This is a genomic window from Candidatus Latescibacter sp. (assembly GCA_030692375.1).
In the GTDB taxonomy this organism is placed as follows: domain Bacteria; phylum Latescibacterota; class Latescibacteria; order Latescibacterales; family Latescibacteraceae; genus JAUYCD01.
This window is the reverse complement of sequence record JAUYCD010000267.1, coordinates 1-20,355: the sequence shown is the minus strand read 5'-3', so window position 1 is coordinate 20,355 and position 20,355 is coordinate 1. Positions and strand designations below refer to the sequence as shown.

The 20,355-nt window shown below is 49.6% G+C and carries 21 protein-coding genes; 7 read left to right on the top strand and 14 right to left on the bottom strand.

Annotated features, from left to right (window positions below; all coding sequences use genetic code 11):
• Positions 1–317: 317 nt before the first annotated feature.
• The 7 genes from Q8O92_16435 (at position 318) to aroC (ending at position 7,668) form a co-directional block, all read left to right on the top strand.
• Complete coding sequence (locus Q8O92_16435; protein ID MDP2984908.1) at positions 318–1,745, top strand: SH3 domain-containing protein; 1,428 nt, start codon at positions 318–320, stop codon at positions 1,743–1,745.
• 162 nt (positions 1,746–1,907) lie between these two features.
• Positions 1,908–2,990 carry a sugar-binding protein gene (locus tag Q8O92_16430; protein MDP2984907.1) on the top strand — a complete coding sequence of 361 codons (1,083 nt, stop codon included), beginning with the start codon at positions 1,908–1,910 and terminating at the stop codon, positions 2,988–2,990.
• Between the two features lie 241 nt (positions 2,991–3,231).
• Positions 3,232–4,506: a 3-phosphoshikimate 1-carboxyvinyltransferase gene (gene aroA / locus Q8O92_16425; GenBank protein MDP2984906.1), complete on the top strand. Its 1,275-nt coding sequence runs from the start codon at positions 3,232–3,234 to the stop codon at positions 4,504–4,506.
• A 207-nt stretch (positions 4,507–4,713) separates the two neighbouring features.
• On the top strand, positions 4,714–5,841 hold the full coding sequence (locus tag Q8O92_16420) for a type I restriction enzyme HsdR N-terminal domain-containing protein (GenBank protein MDP2984905.1): 1,128 nt from the start codon (positions 4,714–4,716) through the stop codon (positions 5,839–5,841).
• Positions 5,842–5,927: 86 nt separating this feature from the next.
• Positions 5,928–6,185 carry a DUF4160 domain-containing protein gene (locus tag Q8O92_16415; protein ID MDP2984904.1) on the top strand — a complete coding sequence of 86 codons (258 nt, stop codon included), beginning with the start codon at positions 5,928–5,930 and terminating at the stop codon, positions 6,183–6,185.
• Between the two features lie 6 nt (positions 6,186–6,191).
• Entirely contained in the window at positions 6,192–6,464 is a 273-nt protein-coding gene (locus Q8O92_16410; protein ID MDP2984903.1) for a DUF2442 domain-containing protein, read from the top strand.
• A gap of 79 nt (positions 6,465–6,543) precedes the next feature.
• Positions 6,544–7,668, top strand: a complete 1,125-nt coding sequence (aroC, locus tag Q8O92_16405) for a chorismate synthase (protein MDP2984902.1) — start codon at positions 6,544–6,546, stop codon at positions 7,666–7,668.
• Positions 7,669–8,041: 373 nt separating this feature from the next.
• On the opposite strand, the gene Q8O92_16400 is transcribed toward aroC, so the two are convergent.
• The 14 genes from Q8O92_16400 to rpsP form a co-directional block, all read right to left on the bottom strand.
• Positions 8,042–9,118, bottom strand: a complete 1,077-nt coding sequence (locus Q8O92_16400; GenBank protein MDP2984901.1) for a glycosyltransferase family 9 protein — start codon at positions 9,116–9,118, stop codon at positions 8,042–8,044.
• Positions 9,115–10,167 carry an FAD:protein FMN transferase gene (locus Q8O92_16395; GenBank protein MDP2984900.1) on the bottom strand — a complete coding sequence of 351 codons (1,053 nt, stop codon included), beginning with the start codon at positions 10,165–10,167 and terminating at the stop codon, positions 9,115–9,117. Before Q8O92_16395 ends, Q8O92_16400 begins: the two co-directional genes overlap by 4 nt.
• A gap of 36 nt (positions 10,168–10,203) precedes the next feature.
• The gene (locus Q8O92_16390) at positions 10,204–11,205 is read right to left on the bottom strand and encodes a polyprenyl synthetase family protein (GenBank protein MDP2984899.1); all 1,002 of its coding nucleotides are present in this window, start codon (positions 11,203–11,205) and stop codon (positions 10,204–10,206) included.
• A gap of 358 nt (positions 11,206–11,563) precedes the next feature.
• On the bottom strand, positions 11,564–12,805 hold the full coding sequence (gene tatC / locus Q8O92_16385) for a twin-arginine translocase subunit TatC (GenBank protein MDP2984898.1): 1,242 nt from the start codon (positions 12,803–12,805) through the stop codon (positions 11,564–11,566).
• A gap of 69 nt (positions 12,806–12,874) precedes the next feature.
• Complete coding sequence (locus Q8O92_16380) at positions 12,875–13,891, bottom strand: RnfABCDGE type electron transport complex subunit B (GenBank protein MDP2984897.1); 1,017 nt, start codon at positions 13,889–13,891, stop codon at positions 12,875–12,877.
• Between the two features lie 9 nt (positions 13,892–13,900).
• On the bottom strand, positions 13,901–14,515 hold the full coding sequence (rsxA, locus tag Q8O92_16375; protein MDP2984896.1) for an electron transport complex subunit RsxA: 615 nt from the start codon (positions 14,513–14,515) through the stop codon (positions 13,901–13,903).
• Between the two features lie 3 nt (positions 14,516–14,518).
• Entirely contained in the window at positions 14,519–15,127 is a 609-nt protein-coding gene (locus tag Q8O92_16370; protein MDP2984895.1) for an electron transport complex subunit E, read from the bottom strand.
• A complete protein-coding gene (locus tag Q8O92_16365) occupies positions 15,124–15,714 on the bottom strand; it encodes an RnfABCDGE type electron transport complex subunit G (protein MDP2984894.1) in 591 nt (196 codons plus the stop codon). Before Q8O92_16365 ends, Q8O92_16370 begins: the two co-directional genes overlap by 4 nt.
• Positions 15,707–16,738 carry an RnfABCDGE type electron transport complex subunit D gene (locus Q8O92_16360; GenBank protein MDP2984893.1) on the bottom strand — a complete coding sequence of 344 codons (1,032 nt, stop codon included), beginning with the start codon at positions 16,736–16,738 and terminating at the stop codon, positions 15,707–15,709. Before Q8O92_16360 ends, Q8O92_16365 begins: the two co-directional genes overlap by 8 nt.
• A 22-nt stretch (positions 16,739–16,760) precedes the next feature.
• Positions 16,761–18,125, bottom strand: a complete 1,365-nt coding sequence (gene rsxC / locus Q8O92_16355) for an electron transport complex subunit RsxC (protein ID MDP2984892.1) — start codon at positions 18,123–18,125, stop codon at positions 16,761–16,763.
• Positions 18,126–18,254: 129 nt separating this feature from the next.
• The gene (gene rplS / locus Q8O92_16350; protein ID MDP2984891.1) at positions 18,255–18,599 is read right to left on the bottom strand and encodes a 50S ribosomal protein L19; all 345 of its coding nucleotides are present in this window, start codon (positions 18,597–18,599) and stop codon (positions 18,255–18,257) included.
• Between the two features lie 16 nt (positions 18,600–18,615).
• Complete coding sequence (trmD, locus tag Q8O92_16345; protein ID MDP2984890.1) at positions 18,616–19,350, bottom strand: tRNA (guanosine(37)-N1)-methyltransferase TrmD; 735 nt, start codon at positions 19,348–19,350, stop codon at positions 18,616–18,618.
• A gap of 1 nt (position 19,351) precedes the next feature.
• Entirely contained in the window at positions 19,352–19,939 is a 588-nt protein-coding gene (gene rimM / locus Q8O92_16340) for a ribosome maturation factor RimM (protein ID MDP2984889.1), read from the bottom strand.
• Entirely contained in the window at positions 19,899–20,225 is a 327-nt protein-coding gene (gene rpsP / locus Q8O92_16335; protein MDP2984888.1) for a 30S ribosomal protein S16, read from the bottom strand. Before rpsP ends, rimM begins: the two co-directional genes overlap by 41 nt.
• Positions 20,226–20,355: the final 130 nt, after the last annotated feature.

Sequence of the window (20,355 nt, the reverse complement as noted above, 5' to 3'; positions counted from 1 at the left end):
AAATAGATGCCAAAACGGTTGCTAAAAGATGCGCTGCGCTTTCATCGTTCCCGCGAAGCGGCAACAAGTTCGGCATGACACGTGCACTTCGACAAGCTCAGTGCTCGGTCAGCGGACTCTGAGCCTGTCGAAGAGTCCGCTGCATCCTGAACTCGTTTCAGGATATAAACACTCAAAACATGCGCATTTATTTATGTCGTCATGTATAAAATGATTATTTTAGAAATTTCCTATCTATGGAAATCCTCAAGTCTCATAAATTATGGTTCGGACAATTTTTCAGATTTCTGATTTCATGCTTTATAAAGGAGGAAAAGGTGAAATACACCAACAAAGTTTTCGGCTGCATTCTTCTGGGCCTCATTTTTGCCGGGGGACAGGCATACGCGGAACTTTACAACCGTGCACCGGATGTGCTTCCGGGAACTCTTCCCGAAATGAGGACATCGGATTACTGGGTCCAGAAAATGTCCAAACCGGACGAGGTCATTCTCACTCTTGATGCCATACGGAAGATGAATGACGTCTACCGGAAATTCATCGCATCTCCCGATCCGTTCAAAGATGTTCCCGCTGACCGAAGGCCCATTCTCACCGATCTCGCCTACTGGTGGCCGGGACATGTTTCCATGGCGCCCGATCTTCGCGTCTTGCCGCCCAAGGCGGTAGCCGATACGGTCAGAACGAGAATCAAGGCTGAGATTAAATTCATGAGAGGCAAGGAGTTCGGGAATTACCTCGCAGTCCGTTACAGTTCCGGCCAGCTCGACAAATTTGAAAAGGAAATGGCGCTTGATCGGGTTAATGATGAAATGAAAGTCCGCGAAGGGATCGCGGTACGGTATACCCGGCTGAGGAATGTGCCCTCGTTCTTCCCAGAGCAGCAGGGCATCACCGAAAACGCTAAAACCCGCTGGGATCAATGGAATGTAGCCATTCTGAAAATCGCCAGGCCGGTGATGGTGCTCCATCCTTCTCTTTCCGGCGAATACCTTTTTGTACTTTGCGGCGAGGGTTACGGCTGGGTTAGATCAGAGGATATTGCGTTCGGGGATAAAAAGGAGATCGATGCCTATGTAAATTCACCCAATTTCCTGGTATGCACCGGAGACAGGATTCAGTACTATTCAGATGAGAGTTGTACGTACTCCTCAGGATGGATGGGTATGGGGGATAGGATTCCCCTTGTTTCCAAAGGTAACTCACGCACGGTCAAAGTCCCGGTGCGTAAAGCGAACGGCAAATTCACTAATGAAACGGCCTGGCTCCCCCGGAATACCGATGTATCAGTCGGCTGGCTGCCTTACACCCGCCGCAATGTCGTGGTGACTGCGCTCAAGCTTCTCGATAACCCCTATGACTGGTCAGGCGCTTTTTTCGGCCGCCAGCACGAAACCACCTACCGGGATATCTTTTCCGTTTTCGGATTTGAACTGCCCTGGCACGGGGGCTTGTTCACCTTTTTCGGACACAATCAGGAGGTGATGCATCCGAATATCGGGAAAGAAAGCCAGTACAAGATGATCCTGCAGCATGAGCCGTTCATAACCGTCCAGAGCTGCGGGGGGCATGCACAACTCCTGCTCGGCGACTACAACGGCGTTCCGATCGTTTTTGACCAGCACGGCTATGGATATACCGACGAAAACAAAAAGGATCTCGAGATAAGGAGGTGCTGCATCGGCGATCAACGCTGGCCGACCTACTTCCTGACCAGAAATGTCACATTTCTTGAACTAAAGTAAATATTGAGAAGTATAATGCAATATATTCTGTTGTAAAGTATTGAGAAGTCATGCCGAACTTGTTGCCGCTTTGCGGGAACGATGCAAGCGCAGCGCATCTTTTAGCAACCGTTTCGGCATCTACCTGTTCGTATCGATTTACATTTCAAACTTGGAGGAACAATGCTTCGGAAATTGCTTTCGGCTTTAGTGTGTTTCGGATTCCTTTGGAGTGTTTCAACACAGGCGCAGGATATCAAAGAATACACGGTTAAACGTGCGCCCGGCCCGATAGTCCTTGACGGCAAACTTAACGATCCCGGCTGGGCTGAAGCGCCGCTTACCGATAAATTCATCATTTATTACAACGGCAATGCGGCAGTTTACTCTACACAGGCCAAAATGCTCTGGGATAACAAATATCTTTATGTCGGATTCATTAACGCCGATAAAGATGTATGGGCAAAAACCGTGGTCTGGACCGATCCGAAATATTGCCTCTGCAGCGAAGAGGTTGTTGAGGTGTTCATCGATCCCGATGGCGACGGTTTGAATTACCTGGAGGCGGAGATCAATCCATTCAAGGCAGTAATGGACCTCCAACTGAATAAGGAGATATCCAAGGGAGGCACACTGAATTATAACTTTAGCTACCAGGATTTGAAAATCGGGATAACCTTCCAGGGAACGTTTAATGATTCGACAGATGTTGACACCGGCTGGGTTGCCGAGCTCGCTTTCCCGTTCGCCGAAATCGCCCAATGGGCGCCGACCATGAACTTTCCTCCGAAATCGGGCGATATGTGGCGGCTGAACCTCTACCGGTACAATTACGACCGGGTTAACATCAAAAATCCGGAGCTTTCCGCCTGGACCCAGACTGATAAAGCAAGGGGATTCCACGCGCCAGATCGGTTCAGCAGGGTCTTTTTCTCAAGCGAAGTTTCCGGAACACCGACCCTGGTTAACCGAACGGGAGAATTGCCGCAAAATATGACAGTCACCCGCAATTTCCCCAATCCTTTCAACCCGGCGACTACCATTGAATTTGTAACCCCTTCTTCCGGTTTTGCCCGTCTGGACATATTAAATGTGACCGGGCAGAAGATAAGATCCCTTCTTTCAAGAGAGATCGGCTCCGGTGTTTATACCATGACCTGGGACGGCCGTGACGAAAAAGGCGCATCCGCACCCTCCGGAGTTTATTTCTCGAGACTGTCCATGGGGGCCGCTTTTTCCACACACCGGATGCTGCTTCTGAAATAAGCATCTAGTATTAAGTCAATGCAATAAAGTTGGATTCATATTCCCCCCCTTAACAAGGGGGGATGCCAAAGACAGGGGGGATTTCTTCTTCCTGGCGAATAAAGATCCCCCCGCCGCTTGAGCGGCGTCCCCCTTTTTAAGGGGGTAAAAAGAAAAAGAAACTTCAGCACCAGACATTATCTGATTGACATTACACTAGTATGAAATACATTCTGTTGATAGTGTCGAGGATTCGTACCGTATGGAAGCATCTTCACAAAAATCTGTCCTTAATGGCGCCGTGCTTGTTCCGGCGTCGAAGTCCCATACCATTCGAGCGATCGTAATCGCTTCTCTCGCCCATGGTAAATCAGTGATAGCCTCACCGCTTGACTCGTTTGACACCCGGTCGGCGGCGGATGCGGCAAGAGCTTTCGGCGCTCACATAGATATTTCGGGCGATCACTGGACAATATCGGGAGTCGGGGGAGAACCCAAAATACCCGAAGATGTGATCGATGTCGGCAATTCGGGCACCACGCTGTACTTTTCCATGGGAACAGCGGCTTTGGTAGATGGCTGGACGGTTTTGACCGGCGATTACCAGATCAGACGTCGTACTGCGGCGCCTCTCATCAATGCGCTCGGTCCCCTCGGGGCCGAGGTGTTTTCAACCCGCGGAAACGGTATGGCGCCTCTGGTGATACGAGGCAAAATAGCCGGCGGAGCGGCAAGCGTCTCCGGTATTTCTTCTCAATATATTTCCAGTCTTCTTTTGGCTTGTCCTCTTGCAGCCGGGGATACAGAGCTTATTGTGACCGTGCTGAACGAGCGTCCCTATGTCAATATGACCCTGAACTGGCTCGCCGGACAGGGCATCGTTCCGGAAATAAGCGGTGACATGTCATCTATTAAGATCAGGGGAGGACAATCCTATTCCGCTTTCAAGAAGCGTATTCCGGCCGATTTCTCTTCGGCGGCGTTTCCTCTCTGCGCCGGAGTTCTTGCCGGAGGAACGGTAGTTCTTAAAGATCTGGATATTAACGATCCCCAGGGCGACAAAGAAATCATTAACATCCTGCGGAAAATGGGCGCCTCCATCGAAACGAGCAGTGATGGGATCACCGTTCGCGGAGGGAATCTCAGGGGAATCGATATCGATATGAATTCCATTCCGGACGCTCTTCCTGTCATGGCGGTATGCGCCTGTTTCGCTAAAGGAACAACAGTCCTCCAAAATGTTCCCCAGGCGCGAATAAAAGAGACCGATCGTATTGCAGTCATGGCCCGCGAGCTGGGCAAACTCGGCGCGAATATCAAGGAAATGCCGGACGGTTTGATTATCAAGGGAACAGGACTGAGAGGTGGAAAAGTCCATGGCCATGGCGATCATCGGGTGGTCATGGCGCTCACTGTGGCTGGATTTGCCGCTGACGGAACGGTTACGGTGGATACTGCGGAAACAGCCAGTGTTACCTATCCCGGGTTCTGGGATGTTATGCGCTCTCTCGGAGGAAACATACAAATACACGATTGAAAAGGCTTGCGAGAAAAGTAAAGGGTTTCATCGTTCCCGCGAAGCGGCAAGGAACGAGGGATAGGGGATGTAGTAACAAAATCATTTTCTTCATTATATTATGAAACAACTGTTGTAGAAAGCCTCTATTATATATAATATTGAGCATATCGGCAATGATAGTATAAAAATAATCATGTTGTATTTATTTCATATTGGGGGTGACTCATGGACTTTATCGAAAAACTTCAGGCCCTGTCGGCGAAGATTTTAAAACAAAAGGATATGATCCAAACCGAGGAAGCTACAAAACACGCTTTTGTTCTGCCGTTTATAAGCGCGCTCGGATACGACATCTCCGATCCCATGGATGTCGTCCCCGAGTTCACCGCCGATGTGGGGATAAAGAAAGGTGAAAAAGTCGATTATGCGATCATGCGGGACGACAAGGTTATCATGCTATTCGAGTGCAAGGCTGTGAATGTAAATCTCGCTGATGAGCATGCATCACAACTTTTTCGCTACTTTTCGGTCACCGATGCTCGAATCGCGGTCCTTACTGACGGGATTATCTACCGGTTCTATTCGGATATCGATGAGACAAACAAAATGGATTCAAAGCCTTTCATGGAATTGAACATGCTTGACATTCAAGAACATTGGGTGCCTGATCTTAAGCGCCTGACAAAACAGTCATTTAATCTCGATGAAATACTTTCAGTCGCGGGAGAAATGAAGTACACTCGTGAAATCAAACGAATACTCGGTGAGGAACTGAACGCCCCTACTGAGAATTTTGTGAGGTTCTTTTCGAAACGTGTTTACAATGGCATGCTTACACAATCGGTCCGCGAGATGTTCACTACTATCACAAAGAAAGCCTTTACACAGTTTATCAATGACACCATTAACGAAAGGCTAAGATCGGCCATGACTACACCCTCCCAAGATACCCTTGCTCAACCACAACCTGGACCCAGTAGTCAAGTTATCGGGAGTGAAGATGAGACTGAGGCAGGGATCGTAACAACACCTGAAGAACTGGAGGGCTTCTATATTGTAAAGGCACTACTAAGGCAGACGGTTGATTCCTCCCGTATAGTACATCGGGACACAAAAGGGTATTTTGGTATTCTGTTAGACGATTCCAACCGCAAGCCAATCTGTCGGTTATATTTTAGTGGGAAACAGAAGTACATCGGCTTCTTTGATAAAGAGAAGAAAGAGGAAAGAATCCCGATTGAGAGACTTGACGATCTTTACAAGTATACTGAACGGTTGAAGACTATAGTGGCTATGTACAACAAACCAGTAGACCATATTACCTCTACCACGGTTTCGGACAATCGCATCTAACATAATTATTCGATAACCTGTATACTGTCCGCCTTTTGAGTTTGACATTACTTCATGAACTTAATTCTTTCAAGAGGAATCAAACAATGCCGGAAATTTGCAGATTCCTTGGAATTGTTATTTACTTGCTCTACGATGATCACAAACCTCCGCATTTCCACGCAGAATATGGAGATTACATGATCACTGTGGAGATTCATACTGGTGTCATCGAGGGACGGTTCCCACGAAGGGCGCTGAAAGCGCTCATGGAATGGTATGAAATGTATAGGAACGAACTGCTGGAAGACTGGAACCTTGCTTCACAGCACCAGACTCTGAAGAAGATCCCACCCTTGGAGTGAAACACTATGTTGAAAGTCATCGGTGCTACTTATACCGAAGGATATAAAATTTTCGTGAGGTTTAGTAATGGAGAAAGCGGTTTAGTCGATCTCGCCGATGCCTTGTGGGGTCAGGTTTTCGAACCACTCAGGGATGTGGAGATGTTCCGTAAATTTGAAGTTTCTCATATTCTTCACACCATACAGTGGGAAAACGATGCGGACCTGGCTCCCGAGTACCTCTACGATAAAATGATAGAGCAAACAGCCTCGCACGGGCGTACTGCAGCGCACCAATAAACCGCGCAGCTTTCTGCGGGGTAGTTCATTCACCGGAGCAATAACAATAGCATAAAAACATCCATTCAAGGAGCGGTGCATGCTTGGAAACACGTTTGGACGTCTATTCCGGATCACGACCTGCGGCGAGTCTTACGGCAAAGGTCTTGCAGTAATTGTGGATGGTGTTCCCGCAGGGTTAGCCCTGACCGAAGAATATATTCAGGAAGAGCTTTACAAACGCCGGCCGGGACAGAGTCCCATCGATTCACCCCGCAAGGAAACGGACATCGTCCAGTTGTTTGCGGGAATGCTCGAGGGAAAAACCACCGGCGCACCCATCGGTTTGATCGTTTACAATGTGGATACTCAGCAGATTCATGTGGAACAATATCGTGAGGTTAAAGATATTATTCGTCCCGGACATGCAGAGTACACTTTTTACGTGAAGTACGGGCAGTATGCGGACTGGTGCGGCGCCGGAAGAGCCTCGGGACGTGAGACTGTCGGGCGTGTGGCCGGAGGCGCGGTGGCGAAATTCATTCTCGAACAGGAAGGCATCGAGGTTCTGGCATATACGAAGGAGAGCCATGGAATAACGGCCCGCGATATGACTTTCGAGGAGATTAAAGCCAATTACCGCAAGAACGAAATCAACTGTCCCGACCTGGAAGCCGGTAAAGCGATGATCGCGGATGTTATCAATGTTCGTGACGCCGGAGATACCGCCGGAGGCGCTATTGAAGTAATCGCCCGCGGGGTTCCGGCCGGACTTGGAGAGCCGGTGTTCGACAAGCTTTCGGCAGACCTGGCCAAGGGAATCATGTCTATCGGCGCGGTCAAGGGAATTGAGATCGGCGGCGGTTTCGCCTGCGCTGCCATGACCGGCTCCCAGTGGAATGATGAACCGTATGTTGATAAGAACGGCAAGGTGCGGTTCAGGACCAATAATGCCGGCGGCGTCCTGGGCGGTATTTCCAACGGAGAAGACATCCGTATCCGTGTCGCGGTGAAACCGACTCCCACCATATCCATCGATCAGGATTCAGTAAACATGGCAACCATGGAAAACACAAAGCTTTCCGCCATCACCCGCCGTGATGCGACCCTTCTGCCCCGTATCTATCCGGTCATCGAGGCCATGACACGCTGCGTGATTCTGGATCATCTCTATATGTGGAGAGCCTGGTGCGGGATGCAGCGCTATGAAAATCCCTGGAAGTAAGACTGTCTGAACCATGATTTCCTTGATTACAGGATTTCCTTGATTCTCGTAAGATTGATGTATCAAGGTAATCTTTTAATCCCATGAATCATGGTTCAGACAGTATAATCTTTTCCGGTTATGTCGTTAAGTAAGCTAAGGTGTTCATACGAAAGATTAATCCCCCCTACCCCCCTTATTAAGGGGGGAAGAAGAAAATTGTTCCTATTATTATGTAAACATTTATCAGATTTTAACAGAACCCTCTCCCTAAATTCCCCCCTTATTAAGGGGGGATGCCGAAGGCAGGGGGGATTTTTAAGGATATAGGAGCACTCAATATCTCATATTTATTGTATGTTGCTGACTTAACGACATAACTGAATTAAAAAATTCATCGCCTTGAAAGTTCACATACCGCTTTGTACACATCCTCCGCGGCAACTGCTCCGCCTTCTCCGGTCACCACTCGTGATCTTTTCCCCTGATGTCCGAAAACCCTGGCATCGCTGGCTAAAAAAATCGCCACGACAGGTTTTCCCAGCGCCACAGCCACGTGCATCGGTCCTGTATCTCCGCTGATGAACATACCGGCGCGCTCGATTACTGCCGCCATCTGCCCGATGGTTGCCTCATCGAGTACCTCGAACCGTGCTTTTGCAAGAGCGCGCAAGCTTCGAATGGTTTCTTTTTCAGCCTTTCCGCCGATTACCACAATTCTTTCACCTGCGGCGCCGATGCGGTTTATCAAGTCTGCAAAGTTTTGAACACTCCAGCGTTTTTTTCCTTTCCCGCCGGGATGGATCACAATGAATGAATCATTATCTGTAAATTCGTGTTCCTGAAGCCAATCACCGGCAAAGGAACGATCCTGATCACCCACATAAAAGGCGGTCTGATATTTTCGTATCCCCGGAAGAATCGGATCAATTATCCTCTGCATGGCCTCCGCCATGGGCGTGTTTTCCGGCGGCGGAGGAACGAGAACATTCATGAATGTCCCGGCGTCTTCCCGATCATATCCCAAACGATACCGCGCTCCGGTGAAAAAGGTGAGAAGAGCGCTGTTAAGAGAAAAATGATAGCCGTTGGACACATCAATCGCCAGGTCATACCGGGTGTTTTTTAGTTTCCGGATAAATCTCAGATACCACCAGGGAATCAGCCTCGCTTTTTGCTTCTGAAAAATAATCAGGCGGTCAATATTGGGATTCCCGGCAAGAACCTCCTCAAAACCCTCGGCAACCAGGACATCCAGCTCAGTATCAGGCAGCGCCGCTTTCAGGGCGCTCAAAAGCGGAGTCATCAGCACCAGATTCCCCAACCGTGAATCCTGACGGATTACCAGTATCCGTGAAATAGAACTGATATCCACTTCCCGGAAAGAAAGCTGCCCGGATTTCAGTTTCCTTTTCAAAAAGCCCCGTATTTTAAGTTTGGAATAATGCTCCAAACCTTTCAGGATTTTCACAGCTTTACCCTGCCAGTCAGACCGGGAGTCATGGCTGCACCAATCCGGCCATCCTTTTCATAAAAAATCAATGTCTCCACATTGCCCAGCTTCCTGGCAAGCTCGACTCCCTTCTCCGGCCCGAGAATAAACAAGATGGTAGACAGGATGTCTGCATCCATGGCATTGGTAGTCCATGCAGTCGCCGATATGGAAGACCGGGAAGGCTGGCCGGTCTGGGGATCCAGAATATGGTGATACCGTATCCCGTCTTTCATGAAAAATCGCTCATAATCACCGGAAGTGGCCACTGCTTGATAGGGCGCCGGCTCCACCAGGATGGCTTCCTCTTTCCGTGGATGACGGACCCCGATCACCCAGTCCTTTTCTCCTGGTTTTATTCCGAAAAAGCTGAATTTCCCCGGTTTTTTCCCAAAGGTAACGATGTTTCCTCCCGCATTCACCAGACCGGAAATGGCGCCCCCTTTTTTGAGAATCTCGGCCATCCGATCCACCGCATATCCTTTGGCCACCCCCCCGAAATCAAGATTGGTTCCGGGAACGGTAAACCGGAAACGGTCGCCCTGCACCTCAACCTTGCTCAGATCCACTGTTTTAAGCGCTCGTGACAATTCTGCATGATCGGGAATTTTCCCTCCATGCTCGAAATCCCACAGCCATTTGACCAGGCCGATGGTGGGATCGAAAACCTTGTCGTCGATGCGATAGAAATACAGCGAATGGGATAGAACCGCTTTCAGATCGGGATTCATATCCCACCAGACACCGGGGGGACCGGTATTTATTCGCCTCAAGTCCCCATCACCCCTGAGGGGCTCCAGGACATGCTCTATCCGGGCGATTTCATCGAACGCTTTCCGAAGAAGAATTTTCCCACTGGCACGGTCGGCAACGAATATTTTGATGGAGATGCTGGTATTCATGTGGAATTCGGTGGATTCGACAGCCTGGGGAGTATCCAGCCATCCGCCAAATAATAACCACGACAGGGTAATGATCAGCAAAAATCCGACAAGAAACGCCCCGCGTTTTCCAGCCTTCTTACTCAAGGGTAAAACCGGTATATGCATAATCCTTGCTGTTTCTCAGAAATGACGATCCAACACCAGGGCGAAGAACTGGTCGAAATCATCATCGAGACCCGGTTTTTCAAAACGAGCCACAATTTCCCTGCTCCGGTCGATGTACCAGCAAGCCCGCCTGGAGGCATAATCTATGCCTCCATTATTCTTCACCACCGAAAACAGCACCTCATCATCGTGCTCGCCATCCGAGAGGATATTCTTTACATCACTTGAATCGTAATCCCGTAAAGAGTAAATAAGAGGGAGCGTGAAGCATCCCGTCCGTATATCCATAAAATTAGGTTTCCCCATTATCCGGGAATCGCCGCGGTAATCAAGAATATCATCCTTGATCTGGAACGCCATTCCCACACATTCGCCAAGCTCGCGCGCCCAGATTCGTTCCCGCTCACTTCCGCCCAAGAGAATGATTCCCAACTCCCCCGATGCGGCAAAGAGTGATGCGGTTTTGTCTCGGATGATGGAAAGATATGTTTCTTCATCAATCGACCCGGAGTTGAGCGATTCACGGATTTCCCCCTCCACCATCCGTTCCAGAGCACCCATGAGAATCGGCATAACTTCTGTATTCTCGTTCGATTCAGCGGACTTGATGGCTTTCAGGAACATGTAGTCTCCAAAAAGAACCGAGACTTTGTTCGAATACATGGCGTTTAAAGTCGCTGCTCCTCTCCGCAGTTTGGAACTGTCAATGACATCATCATGCAGGATGGACGCTATATGGATAGCCTCCACAGCGGTGGCGGTTTTACGTAAAGATTCCCATTCCCCTCCCCCCAAACGTGCGATCAGAGCCATGAAAAGAGGCCTGACCCCTTTGCCGCGACGGTTAAAAATATCTTCCAGGATGGAATTTAGCACCGGATTTGAGGAACCATATTCTGTCTGCAAATCATGGTATACATCTGTAAGAATATCCGGCAACGCTTCTTCATATATATTCATAGGTCCCCACTCTGAAACTTCCGGGATTACCATGGTATTGTCGTAGCTGCTATCCATGTCCATATCCGGAAATAATGGTTTCTTCTTTATAATTAGTCTTTAAATTTAGGAAATTCTACCACCTATGTCAAGGATAATGAGCTTGGGGGACATCCCCCATTTTTTATTCGGCGATAAATATGCCATATCACTTATCTGCTCTTTAGACAAAATCCCCCCGCCGCATAAAGCGGCGACCCCCTTATTAAGGGGGTAAAAGCAGCCTGCCAACATGATTCCCCCCTTAATAAGGGGGGATGTCCGAAGGACAGGGGGGATTAGTCCTTCATAAAGAGTTACAAAATTTTGATTCAAATATATGGGGGATGGCCAGTAATGAGCTTGGGGGACACAAACCGATGATGAATATTCTGCTCTAGAGAAGAGTCTTTCTTCCGGCTATCCGCGCCACCAGGATACTGATTTCATAGAGAATGTACAGGGGTATCGCGAACAGGGTCTGGCTGATAGGGTCAACCGTCGGGGTTACAACGGCTGAAATGATAAAAATGATAACGATGGCATATCCACGGTACTTGGACATGAACGTATGCTTGACAATTCCTATCTTTGCCAATACAAAGGTGACCACCGGCAGCTCAAAGGTAATGCCGAATGCGATGACAAATTTGATAATGAGACCTACAAAAGGACCGATGGTGACCATTGCTTGGAGTCCGGGCAGTGCAAAATTCAAATTGATAAATTTCAGCATATAAGGAACCATGACAAACCAAGCCAGAGCCGCCCCGATAAAAAAGCAGCCTGTGGCAGAAAAAATCAGCGGTAAAACCCAGCGCTTTTCATTTTTGTACAGTCCGGGTGAAACGAAAGACCAGATAAAATAGAAAATAAACGGAATAGCAATGAAAAGGCCCATGAAGAATGCCATCTGGAGCCTGAGCATGATCGGTTCAAGTACTTTGGTAAACACCAACTTGCCCATTCCGGCATTCGCCGCCAATACAGTGATCTGGCTGTAAAACCAGTCGGCAAGATACCAGGAGGCGATCATGGTGATCATGATGGTTATTATAGATTTGAGAATCACCCAGCGGAATTCTTCCAGGTGATCGAGGAAGGGCATTTCAGAGGGGTCGCGCTCCTCTTCATGTTCGGGGACGCCGGTTTTTCCCCCATCGGAACCGCCGCCGGAAGCGAATCGACGGATACGCTCCGGAAGGGTAACCGCTTTTTCTCCGGTGTCGGATGCAGCCGCCGGTTCAGGAAGTGGAGCCGGCGGTACCGTTTTCGGCTCCTCAAAGGTGAGCACTCGGTCCGTATCCAGGCTCTTCCAGTACTTCTTTTCCACTCCGCCCGGAAACGTACAAAGGCCGAGAGGATGAACAGACACACGCTTCGGGTCGCGGACATGTGCTATGGATGCATATTTATATCCATGGGCGGCAGTAGCATAATCGTTCTTTTCACGACTATCTTCGTCAACGAGACTGATCTCGAAAAGACGGCCGGGTACAACCGCGCCGGCAATTACAAGAGATGCAGCCTCTTCTGTTTCAGCGGCAGTCATCTTCTCCGGCTCGGAGGTTTGCGGTGGAAACAGGCCGGGGGTAGTATTATAGTCGCCGTAACCGGTATAGGGGTATTGATCTTCCATGCTGTGTATCCAGGCTCTCGTTGTATGTTCAAGGCTTACTGCAGAGGGTTTCAGGAAGGCAGGACTTCACTATTTTGACATATCCATGCCGACATAACCCATTGCTCCGACCACCCGAATTGCTTTCTCCGGACAAACGTCGAGACAAAGGCCGCAGCCGATGCATTTTTTCGGATCAATATGGTGCGGTTTACCAGGTTCTCCGGTGACACAATCCTTCACCGGACACACCTCGGCGCATTTTCCGTGTCCCTTGCACTTTGTATCGATAGTCAGATGGGGACGTTTCGGGGCAAGATCGATGAAGGACTTTGTTGGGCATTTATAATGCGCGAGGATCAGATTTGAGGAGGCATTATAATCCACCACGGGGAGATTGTCTTTCATTTGAATGACATTGTCCGGCGTGACCTTCGCGCAAATTCCGCACCCGATGCAGCCCACTGAACAGGCATCTTTCACCGCTTTCCCTTTTTCATGTGAAGAGCAGGCCAGATAAATCATCGTTGTATCGGGGAGCAGATCGAACAGATGCTTCGGGCATATACGGACGCAGGCGCCACATCCTGTGCACTTGTTTCTATCCACCACCGGGAGTCCGTTCTCCCCCATGTGGAGAGCGTCAAATTTACACACTCTTTCACAGGAGCCGAAGCCCATGCAGCCGTATTCACATACTTTGGGACCACCCCCAAAAAGAACGGCCATCTGGCAGTCCCTGATCCCGTTGTATCTGTACTTGTCTTTTGCATGATTACACGATCCGGCGCAGTAGAGATAGGCCACTTTTCGAATAGTCTGCTGTTCTTCAATACCAAGGATCTGCGCAATATTTTTTGAGACAACTGCCCCTCCCGGAGCGCACATGTTCGCCGGTGCGCCTTTTATGACAATGGCATCCGCATAGCCGGCGCATCCGGGATAGCCGCAGCCGCCGCAGTTGGCGCCGGGAAGAATGGCGATGATTTCCTCGACCCGGGCGTTTTTCTCCACCGCGAATTTCTTCGAAGCATACGAGAGACCGGCGCCCAGGATAAAACCCATGCCGCCCATGGCAATTAAAGTAAATATAAAAACCGATTCCATATTCTAAATTTATCCCTTACCGAGTGAAAGTCCGCTGAACCCCATGAATGCAAGCGCCATGAGGCTCGCCATGATAAATGCTATCGGCATGCCCTGGAGAGGTTTCGGTATTTCAGCAGTTTCCATCTTCTCACGGAGGCCGGCCATGAGCAGGAGCGCCAGGGTAAACCCCACTCCTCCTCCAAAACCCTGGATAAGACTTCCCATAAAATCCAGGTTTTGATCTATATTCAGCACCGCCACACCGAGCACTGCGCAATTGGTGGTGATGAGCGGCAGGTAAATGCCCAGGGAATTGTAAAGGACCGGGGAGGTCTTCTGTATCACCATCTCCACAAACTGAACGAGCGCGGCGATGATAAGGATGAATGCAATCGTCCGGATATAGCTGAGATCGCTGCCGGGGAATATGCTCGTTTTGGGATTCAAAAGGTATGTGTAAACCACCCAGGTCATTGCGGAAGCGACAGCCATGACAAAAATCACCGCCAGACCCATGCCTGTAGCGGAATCCAGCTTCTTGGAAACCCCAAGGTACGGGCAAATTCCGAGAAACCTGTTGAGCACGAAGTTGTTGATGAATACAACTCCGATGAGGATGACAAAATACTGTCCGATATCCATCTTCTATCCCTTATCATGGTTTTTCTTGCGCATGTCGAACCAGTTGGACAACCCGAGCAGGTATCCGAGTGTCAGGAATGCTCCGGGAGGCAGAATCATCATGAGCACCGGCTGGTAGCTAGACGGGAGGATTGACATCCCGTAAACAGAGCCGTTCCCAAGCATTTCTCTGATCGCTGAAACGATGATCAGATTTATGGTGAATCCCAGCCCCATTCCTACTCCATCGGCGATGGAATGCATCACAGGATTCTTGCAGGCAAAAGCTTCTGCCCTTCCGAGGATTATACAATTCACCACGATGAGCGGAACAAAGATACCCAGAGCCTTGTAAAGATCGGGAGCATAGGCCTGCATGAGCATTTCCACGATGCAGACAAACGTGGCGGCAATTACAATAAATACCGGGATGCGGATATTGTTCGGGATAAGTTTCCGAAAAAGGGAAATGATGAAGTTCGAGGCGACAAGAACCATGGTGGTGGCTATTCCCATCCCGATGCCATTCTCCACCGAAGTGGTCACCGCGAGCACAGGACAAAGCCCCAGCACTATTCTGAAGGTGGGATTCTCCTTATAGAAACCCTTAGTAAATTCGCTGAATACGCTCACGATTTACCCCCCACAGTTTCCTTCAATTTCACCAGACCCTTGTTGATCGAATTGGTGATGGCCCGCGGTGTCACTGTGGCGCCGGTGACAGCATCGATGAAGCCGCCGTCTTTTTTTACCTTGATGTTGTCTTCAGCTGACTTTCCGATAAACTGTCTGGTAAACCAGGAAGGATCGTTTTCGTTGGGACGATTTTCCAGTATTTTTGTTCCCAGTCCGGGAGTTTCCTGCTGAGAGAGAATTTTTGAACCGGTGATTTTGCCGTCCATTCCCACACCAACCATGGTTTCGACTACTGATGAATACCCTTTCCCCTTGGCGATAAAAACATATCCGGCCGGTTCTTTCTTAGCATCATCCTTATAGCCGATCCACCAGGGGAATTCTCTCCCGTCCACGGCAAGATTGCCCTTGGAATCAAATCCTCCGGTCATGCCGGGGAGAACTTCCAGACGGGCGCTGTTTTCCGCAGCGGTTTTATTGGCGGTTATGATTGGTTTGGTTTTCAGATTGACATATCCCAGAGCGGCTCCCGCCGCTAAAGAATAGATCATAAGAATAACGCCGAGTTGGACTATATCACGCATGGCTGGCAGCCTTTCCAAACACTTTCGGTCTCGATAAACGGTCCAGAAGAGGAACAGTGAGATTCATGAGCAGGATGGAGAATGCCACCCCTTCCGGGAAACCGCCGATAAGCCGGATTATCACTGTGATAACACCGCAACCGATACCGAAGAGGATTCGTCCCTGGAACGTAATGGGGCTGGTCACCATATCTGTGGCCATAAAGAATGCGCCGAGAATCAGTCCCCCGGAGAGCACGTGGAAGAGCCAGGGACCGGTAAAAAGCCCCTGGTATCCGCCGAATATCCAGCTAAGTATCCCGACAGTAGCGATGTAGGAAAAGGGGATTTTCCACCCGATGTAGCGCTTGTACATGAGAAATGCGGCGCCAATGAGGAGAAGCAGAACTGAGGTTTCACCGATACAGCCCGACCGATTACCCAAAAAAAGGTCCAGGAAGGACGCATTCAGGTCTGCGACTTTCGATATGGCGGCATTCACCGAATCCAAGGAATACATGTTCTGGTTGTGCAGAATCGCGGAGTTTTCCTTGAGGATGTTCAATGGAGTGGCCGTAGTCTGGGCATCGATTCCGGGGAATCCGGTCGGGGCCTGCCAGGTTGTAGTCATCTGGACCGGAAAGCTGAACAGGAGAAATACCCGTCCTATGAGAGCAGGATTCATCGGATTATATCCCAGCCCTCCGAAGGTCATTTTCGCCACTCCGATAGCGAACACCCCCCCCAGGACTGGAATCCACCAGGAAATCCCGGAGGGCAGGTTAAAAGCCAGCAGGATGCCGGTAACTATTGCACTGCCGTTCCTGATGGTGGGCGGTTTGCCAAGAAGTTTCTGAATTATTCCCTCGGCAGCGACACAGGTCAGCACCGAAAGCGAGATGATCCAGAGCGCCCGCACCCCGAAGAAATAAACAGCTCCGAAGAGAGCAGGCATGAGCGCAGCCACAACCGAATACATGATTTGCGGGATATCGGTTCTGTCCCGAAGGTGCGGGGTTGCGCTGACATCAAACATTCTAGCCATTCAATCGAAACTCCATTCTGTACTACTTTACCGCACCGGCTTTCTCTTCGGCGGCGCGTTTCTTGGCATCTTCACGGACTTTCATTTCGGCGAGCCGGAATTTGCCGAATTTGATTTTTTCCACAATCCGCCGCTTCGATGGACAGATATATGTACAACATCCGCATTCGATACAATCCAGCGCCCCGTATTTTTTCAATTCATCCCAGCGTTCCAAATCGACCATAGCCGCAAGCGTTGTAGGGAGCAAATTCATGGCGCACACATCCACACACCGTGCACACGAAATACAGGGCTGCTCTTCTTCAAAAACCGCCTGCCCTTCCTCCAGGACAAGGATGCAGGAAGTCCCTTTAATCACCGGAACATCATCGGTGAATTGCGCAATCCCCATCATGGGACCGCCCATGATAAGCATGTTTGCTTTCTCCGTGTATCCCCCGGCGAATTCAACAAGACGGGCGAACGAATCGCCGAGCCGGGTCAGGACATTCACCGGTTTAGCGACGCCGTTACCGGTAACGGTAACAATGCGCTGGATCAACGGACGGCCGAGAGCAATCGCATCGTGTATGGCGGCGGCGGTGCCCACATTCTGCACCACACATCCGACATCCATAGGCAGGCCGCCTGCGGGAACCCTGCGTTTTGTGACCGCATAAATGAGTTGTTTTTCCCCACCCTGCGGATACTTTACCTGCAGATCAACCACCTTCACGCCGGGAATATCTTTCGCCGCCTCTTTCATTATTTTGACTGCATCGGGCTTGTTCCGCTCGATACCGATAAACCCGCGTGAACAGCCCAGTATCTTCATGATGATCTTCAGCCCCCCGACAATGGAATCGGGATGCTCGAGCATCAGACGATGGTCACAGGTAGAGTACGGCTCACATTCCACCCCATTAAGAATCACTGCGTCAACGGGTTTATCGGCAGGGGGAGAGAGCTTGACATGGGTAGGGAAAGCAGCGCCGCCCATTCCCACAAGACCGCTGTCACGCACAAGATTTCGCAGTTGTTCAGGAGATAAATCAGAAATATCGCGAGGGGTATTGAGACCTTCCGCCCATTCGTCCAAACCGTCGCTTTCAATGACTACGCTGAGGACTTTCATTCCGGAAGGGGTAAGTCGCGGTTCAATTGCTGAAACGACGCCTGACAATGAGGCATGAACCGGAGATGATACAAATCCGCCGGGCTCGGCGACCATTTGTCCTTTTTTTACATGCTGGTCTTTTTCCACGATGACTTTTGCAGGTGCGCCGATATGCTGCCGTACCGGAAGTATAATTTCCGGGGGAAGGGGTATGGAAACAGTTTCGCAGGTTTTACTTAAATTTTTTGCATCATCCGGATGAACGCCGCCATGAAAAGAACCGGCCATTTTTACTCCAGATTAATTTTAAAAAAAACATAATGGAACATATTCCTTGTTAAAAAAAAAGGATTTGTCAAAATACTTAAAATATGCTCTACAGTCAAGAATAATATCGGTGAATATCCATAAATTATTTCAGGTGTAATCTCTTTTGAGCCTTGCCGCTTTTCCGCTGAGCTTCCTAAGATAAAAGAGCTTGGAACGCCGCACCTTGGTGGAATGGTTTTTCTTGATGGTCGCAATCATGGGAGAATTCAACGGGAATATTCTTTCAACCCCTATTCCTGCCGAGACTTTGCGTACGGTAAAGGTTTGAGAGGCTCCCGCGCCTCGCCTTTGAATGACTGTCCCGGTAAAAATCTGGGTTCTCTCTTTGTCCCCTTCGATAACCCGTACGTGCACATCGATATTGTCGCCCGGCCCGAAATCCGGATGATCGTTTCTAACCTGATGACTGGTAAGTGTTTCAATCACATTCATGGCTGACCTCTTTTCTTTATATTTGTTCAAGATCGTTTTCTTTCGCATTTTCATATAGATCTGGCCGTCTAAGCCCGGTGCGTTTCATCGATTCTTCCCGACGCCATTTTTTTATTGCGGCATGGTTCCCGCTGAGGAGTACATCAGGTACTTTCAGATTTTCAAAAATCTCCGGCCTCGTGTACCAGGGGCAATCCAACAGTCCATCCTGAAAAGAATCTTCCATCCCGCTCTCAAAATCCTGCATCACTCCGGGAATCAACCGGGCGACTGCATCAATCACCGCCATCGCCGCCCCTTCACCGCCGGAGAGAACAAAATCTCCGAGACTTAATTCCTCTGTAACATACAGCTCCACAAAGCGTTCATCTATCGCCCGGTATCTGCCGCAGACCAGGATGAATTCGCCTGCCATGCTCAACCGATTGGCTGCCTGCTGGTCAAAATGTTTCCCCTGGGGAGTCAAATAAATCACCGGAACCAGAGGAGCATTCTCCCGTTTCCCCAGCCGAAAGGATTCGATGGTCTTCAAACTCGCCGCCAGCACATCCGCTTTCATGACCATACCGGCGCCGCCGCCATAAGGGGTGTCGTCCACCGTACCATGACGGTCAAAAGCAGAATCCCGGATATTTTTCAGACTGACATTCACCAGTCCTTTGTCAATGGCTCTTTTCAGTATCCCGAACCGGAGAAAGCTTTCGAACATTCCAGGGAAAATGGTCAAAACATGAATAGTAAGGCTGTTCATTTCAGCTCTTACCCTTAACCGGATAGGTGGGTAATCCTTCCGGTAATTGTACGGTGAGACGCCGATTCACAGTATCGACAGACACAATAAATTCTTTTACAGCCGGAAGGAGTATCTCCTCTGAATCCGAGGCGATCACCAGAACGGCGTTCGCCGGATATTTATCCACACGGGAGACTGTTCCGATGCGGATATTCTGAGAATCATAGACCTCCATGCCTTCAAGTTCAAATATGTAGTAGCTGTCTTCGTCGGGATTTCGAATATTTTCCATTCCGACTGTTACATAGGCGCCGCGGAGACTGTCAGCACTCGTCCGGTCATCAACTCCCCTGAGTTTCAGGATTACCCCGTTACCCTGGATTCTCGCCTCTTCCACCTCGAACAAAAGCAATGCGCCGTCGGGTTTCTCCATGATCACCGATTCGAGTTTTTCGAAACGAGCAGGAACATCAGTGAGCGGCTCTATCCACAGTTCGCCCCCCAGGCCGCGGGATTTTATCGCACGGCCGATGGAAACGGATTTTTCTCCGTTCCCGCCCACGAAGTTACTGAGCGTTCTCGACACTTTCACCTGCCACAGGCGCATTCTCCCGGGATTTTCCTGCACCTGCCTTTTCCAGATGATAGGCCTGCACAATCCCCTCTTTCCGTAAGAGGCTTTCCACAGTCGGGGACATGAGTGCGCCTTTTTGAAGCCACGCCATCACCTTTTCACTGTCAACCTGGAATGTGTACGGCGCAGGTTTAGGATCGTAATATCCAAGGATTTCCAGGAACCTTCCATCCCGCTGATACCGTGTATCTGCCGCAACAAGCCTGTAAAACGGGCGTTTGTGCGATCCCATTCTCCGCATTCTCAATCGAACTGCCACGCTTGAACCTCCCTAATTGCATACATGTATACTATTGTTAAGGTAATTAAATACACGAACTTATTTTGCAAATAGATGCCGAAACAAGTTCGGATGCAGCGGACTCTTCGACAGGCTCAGAGTCCGCTGT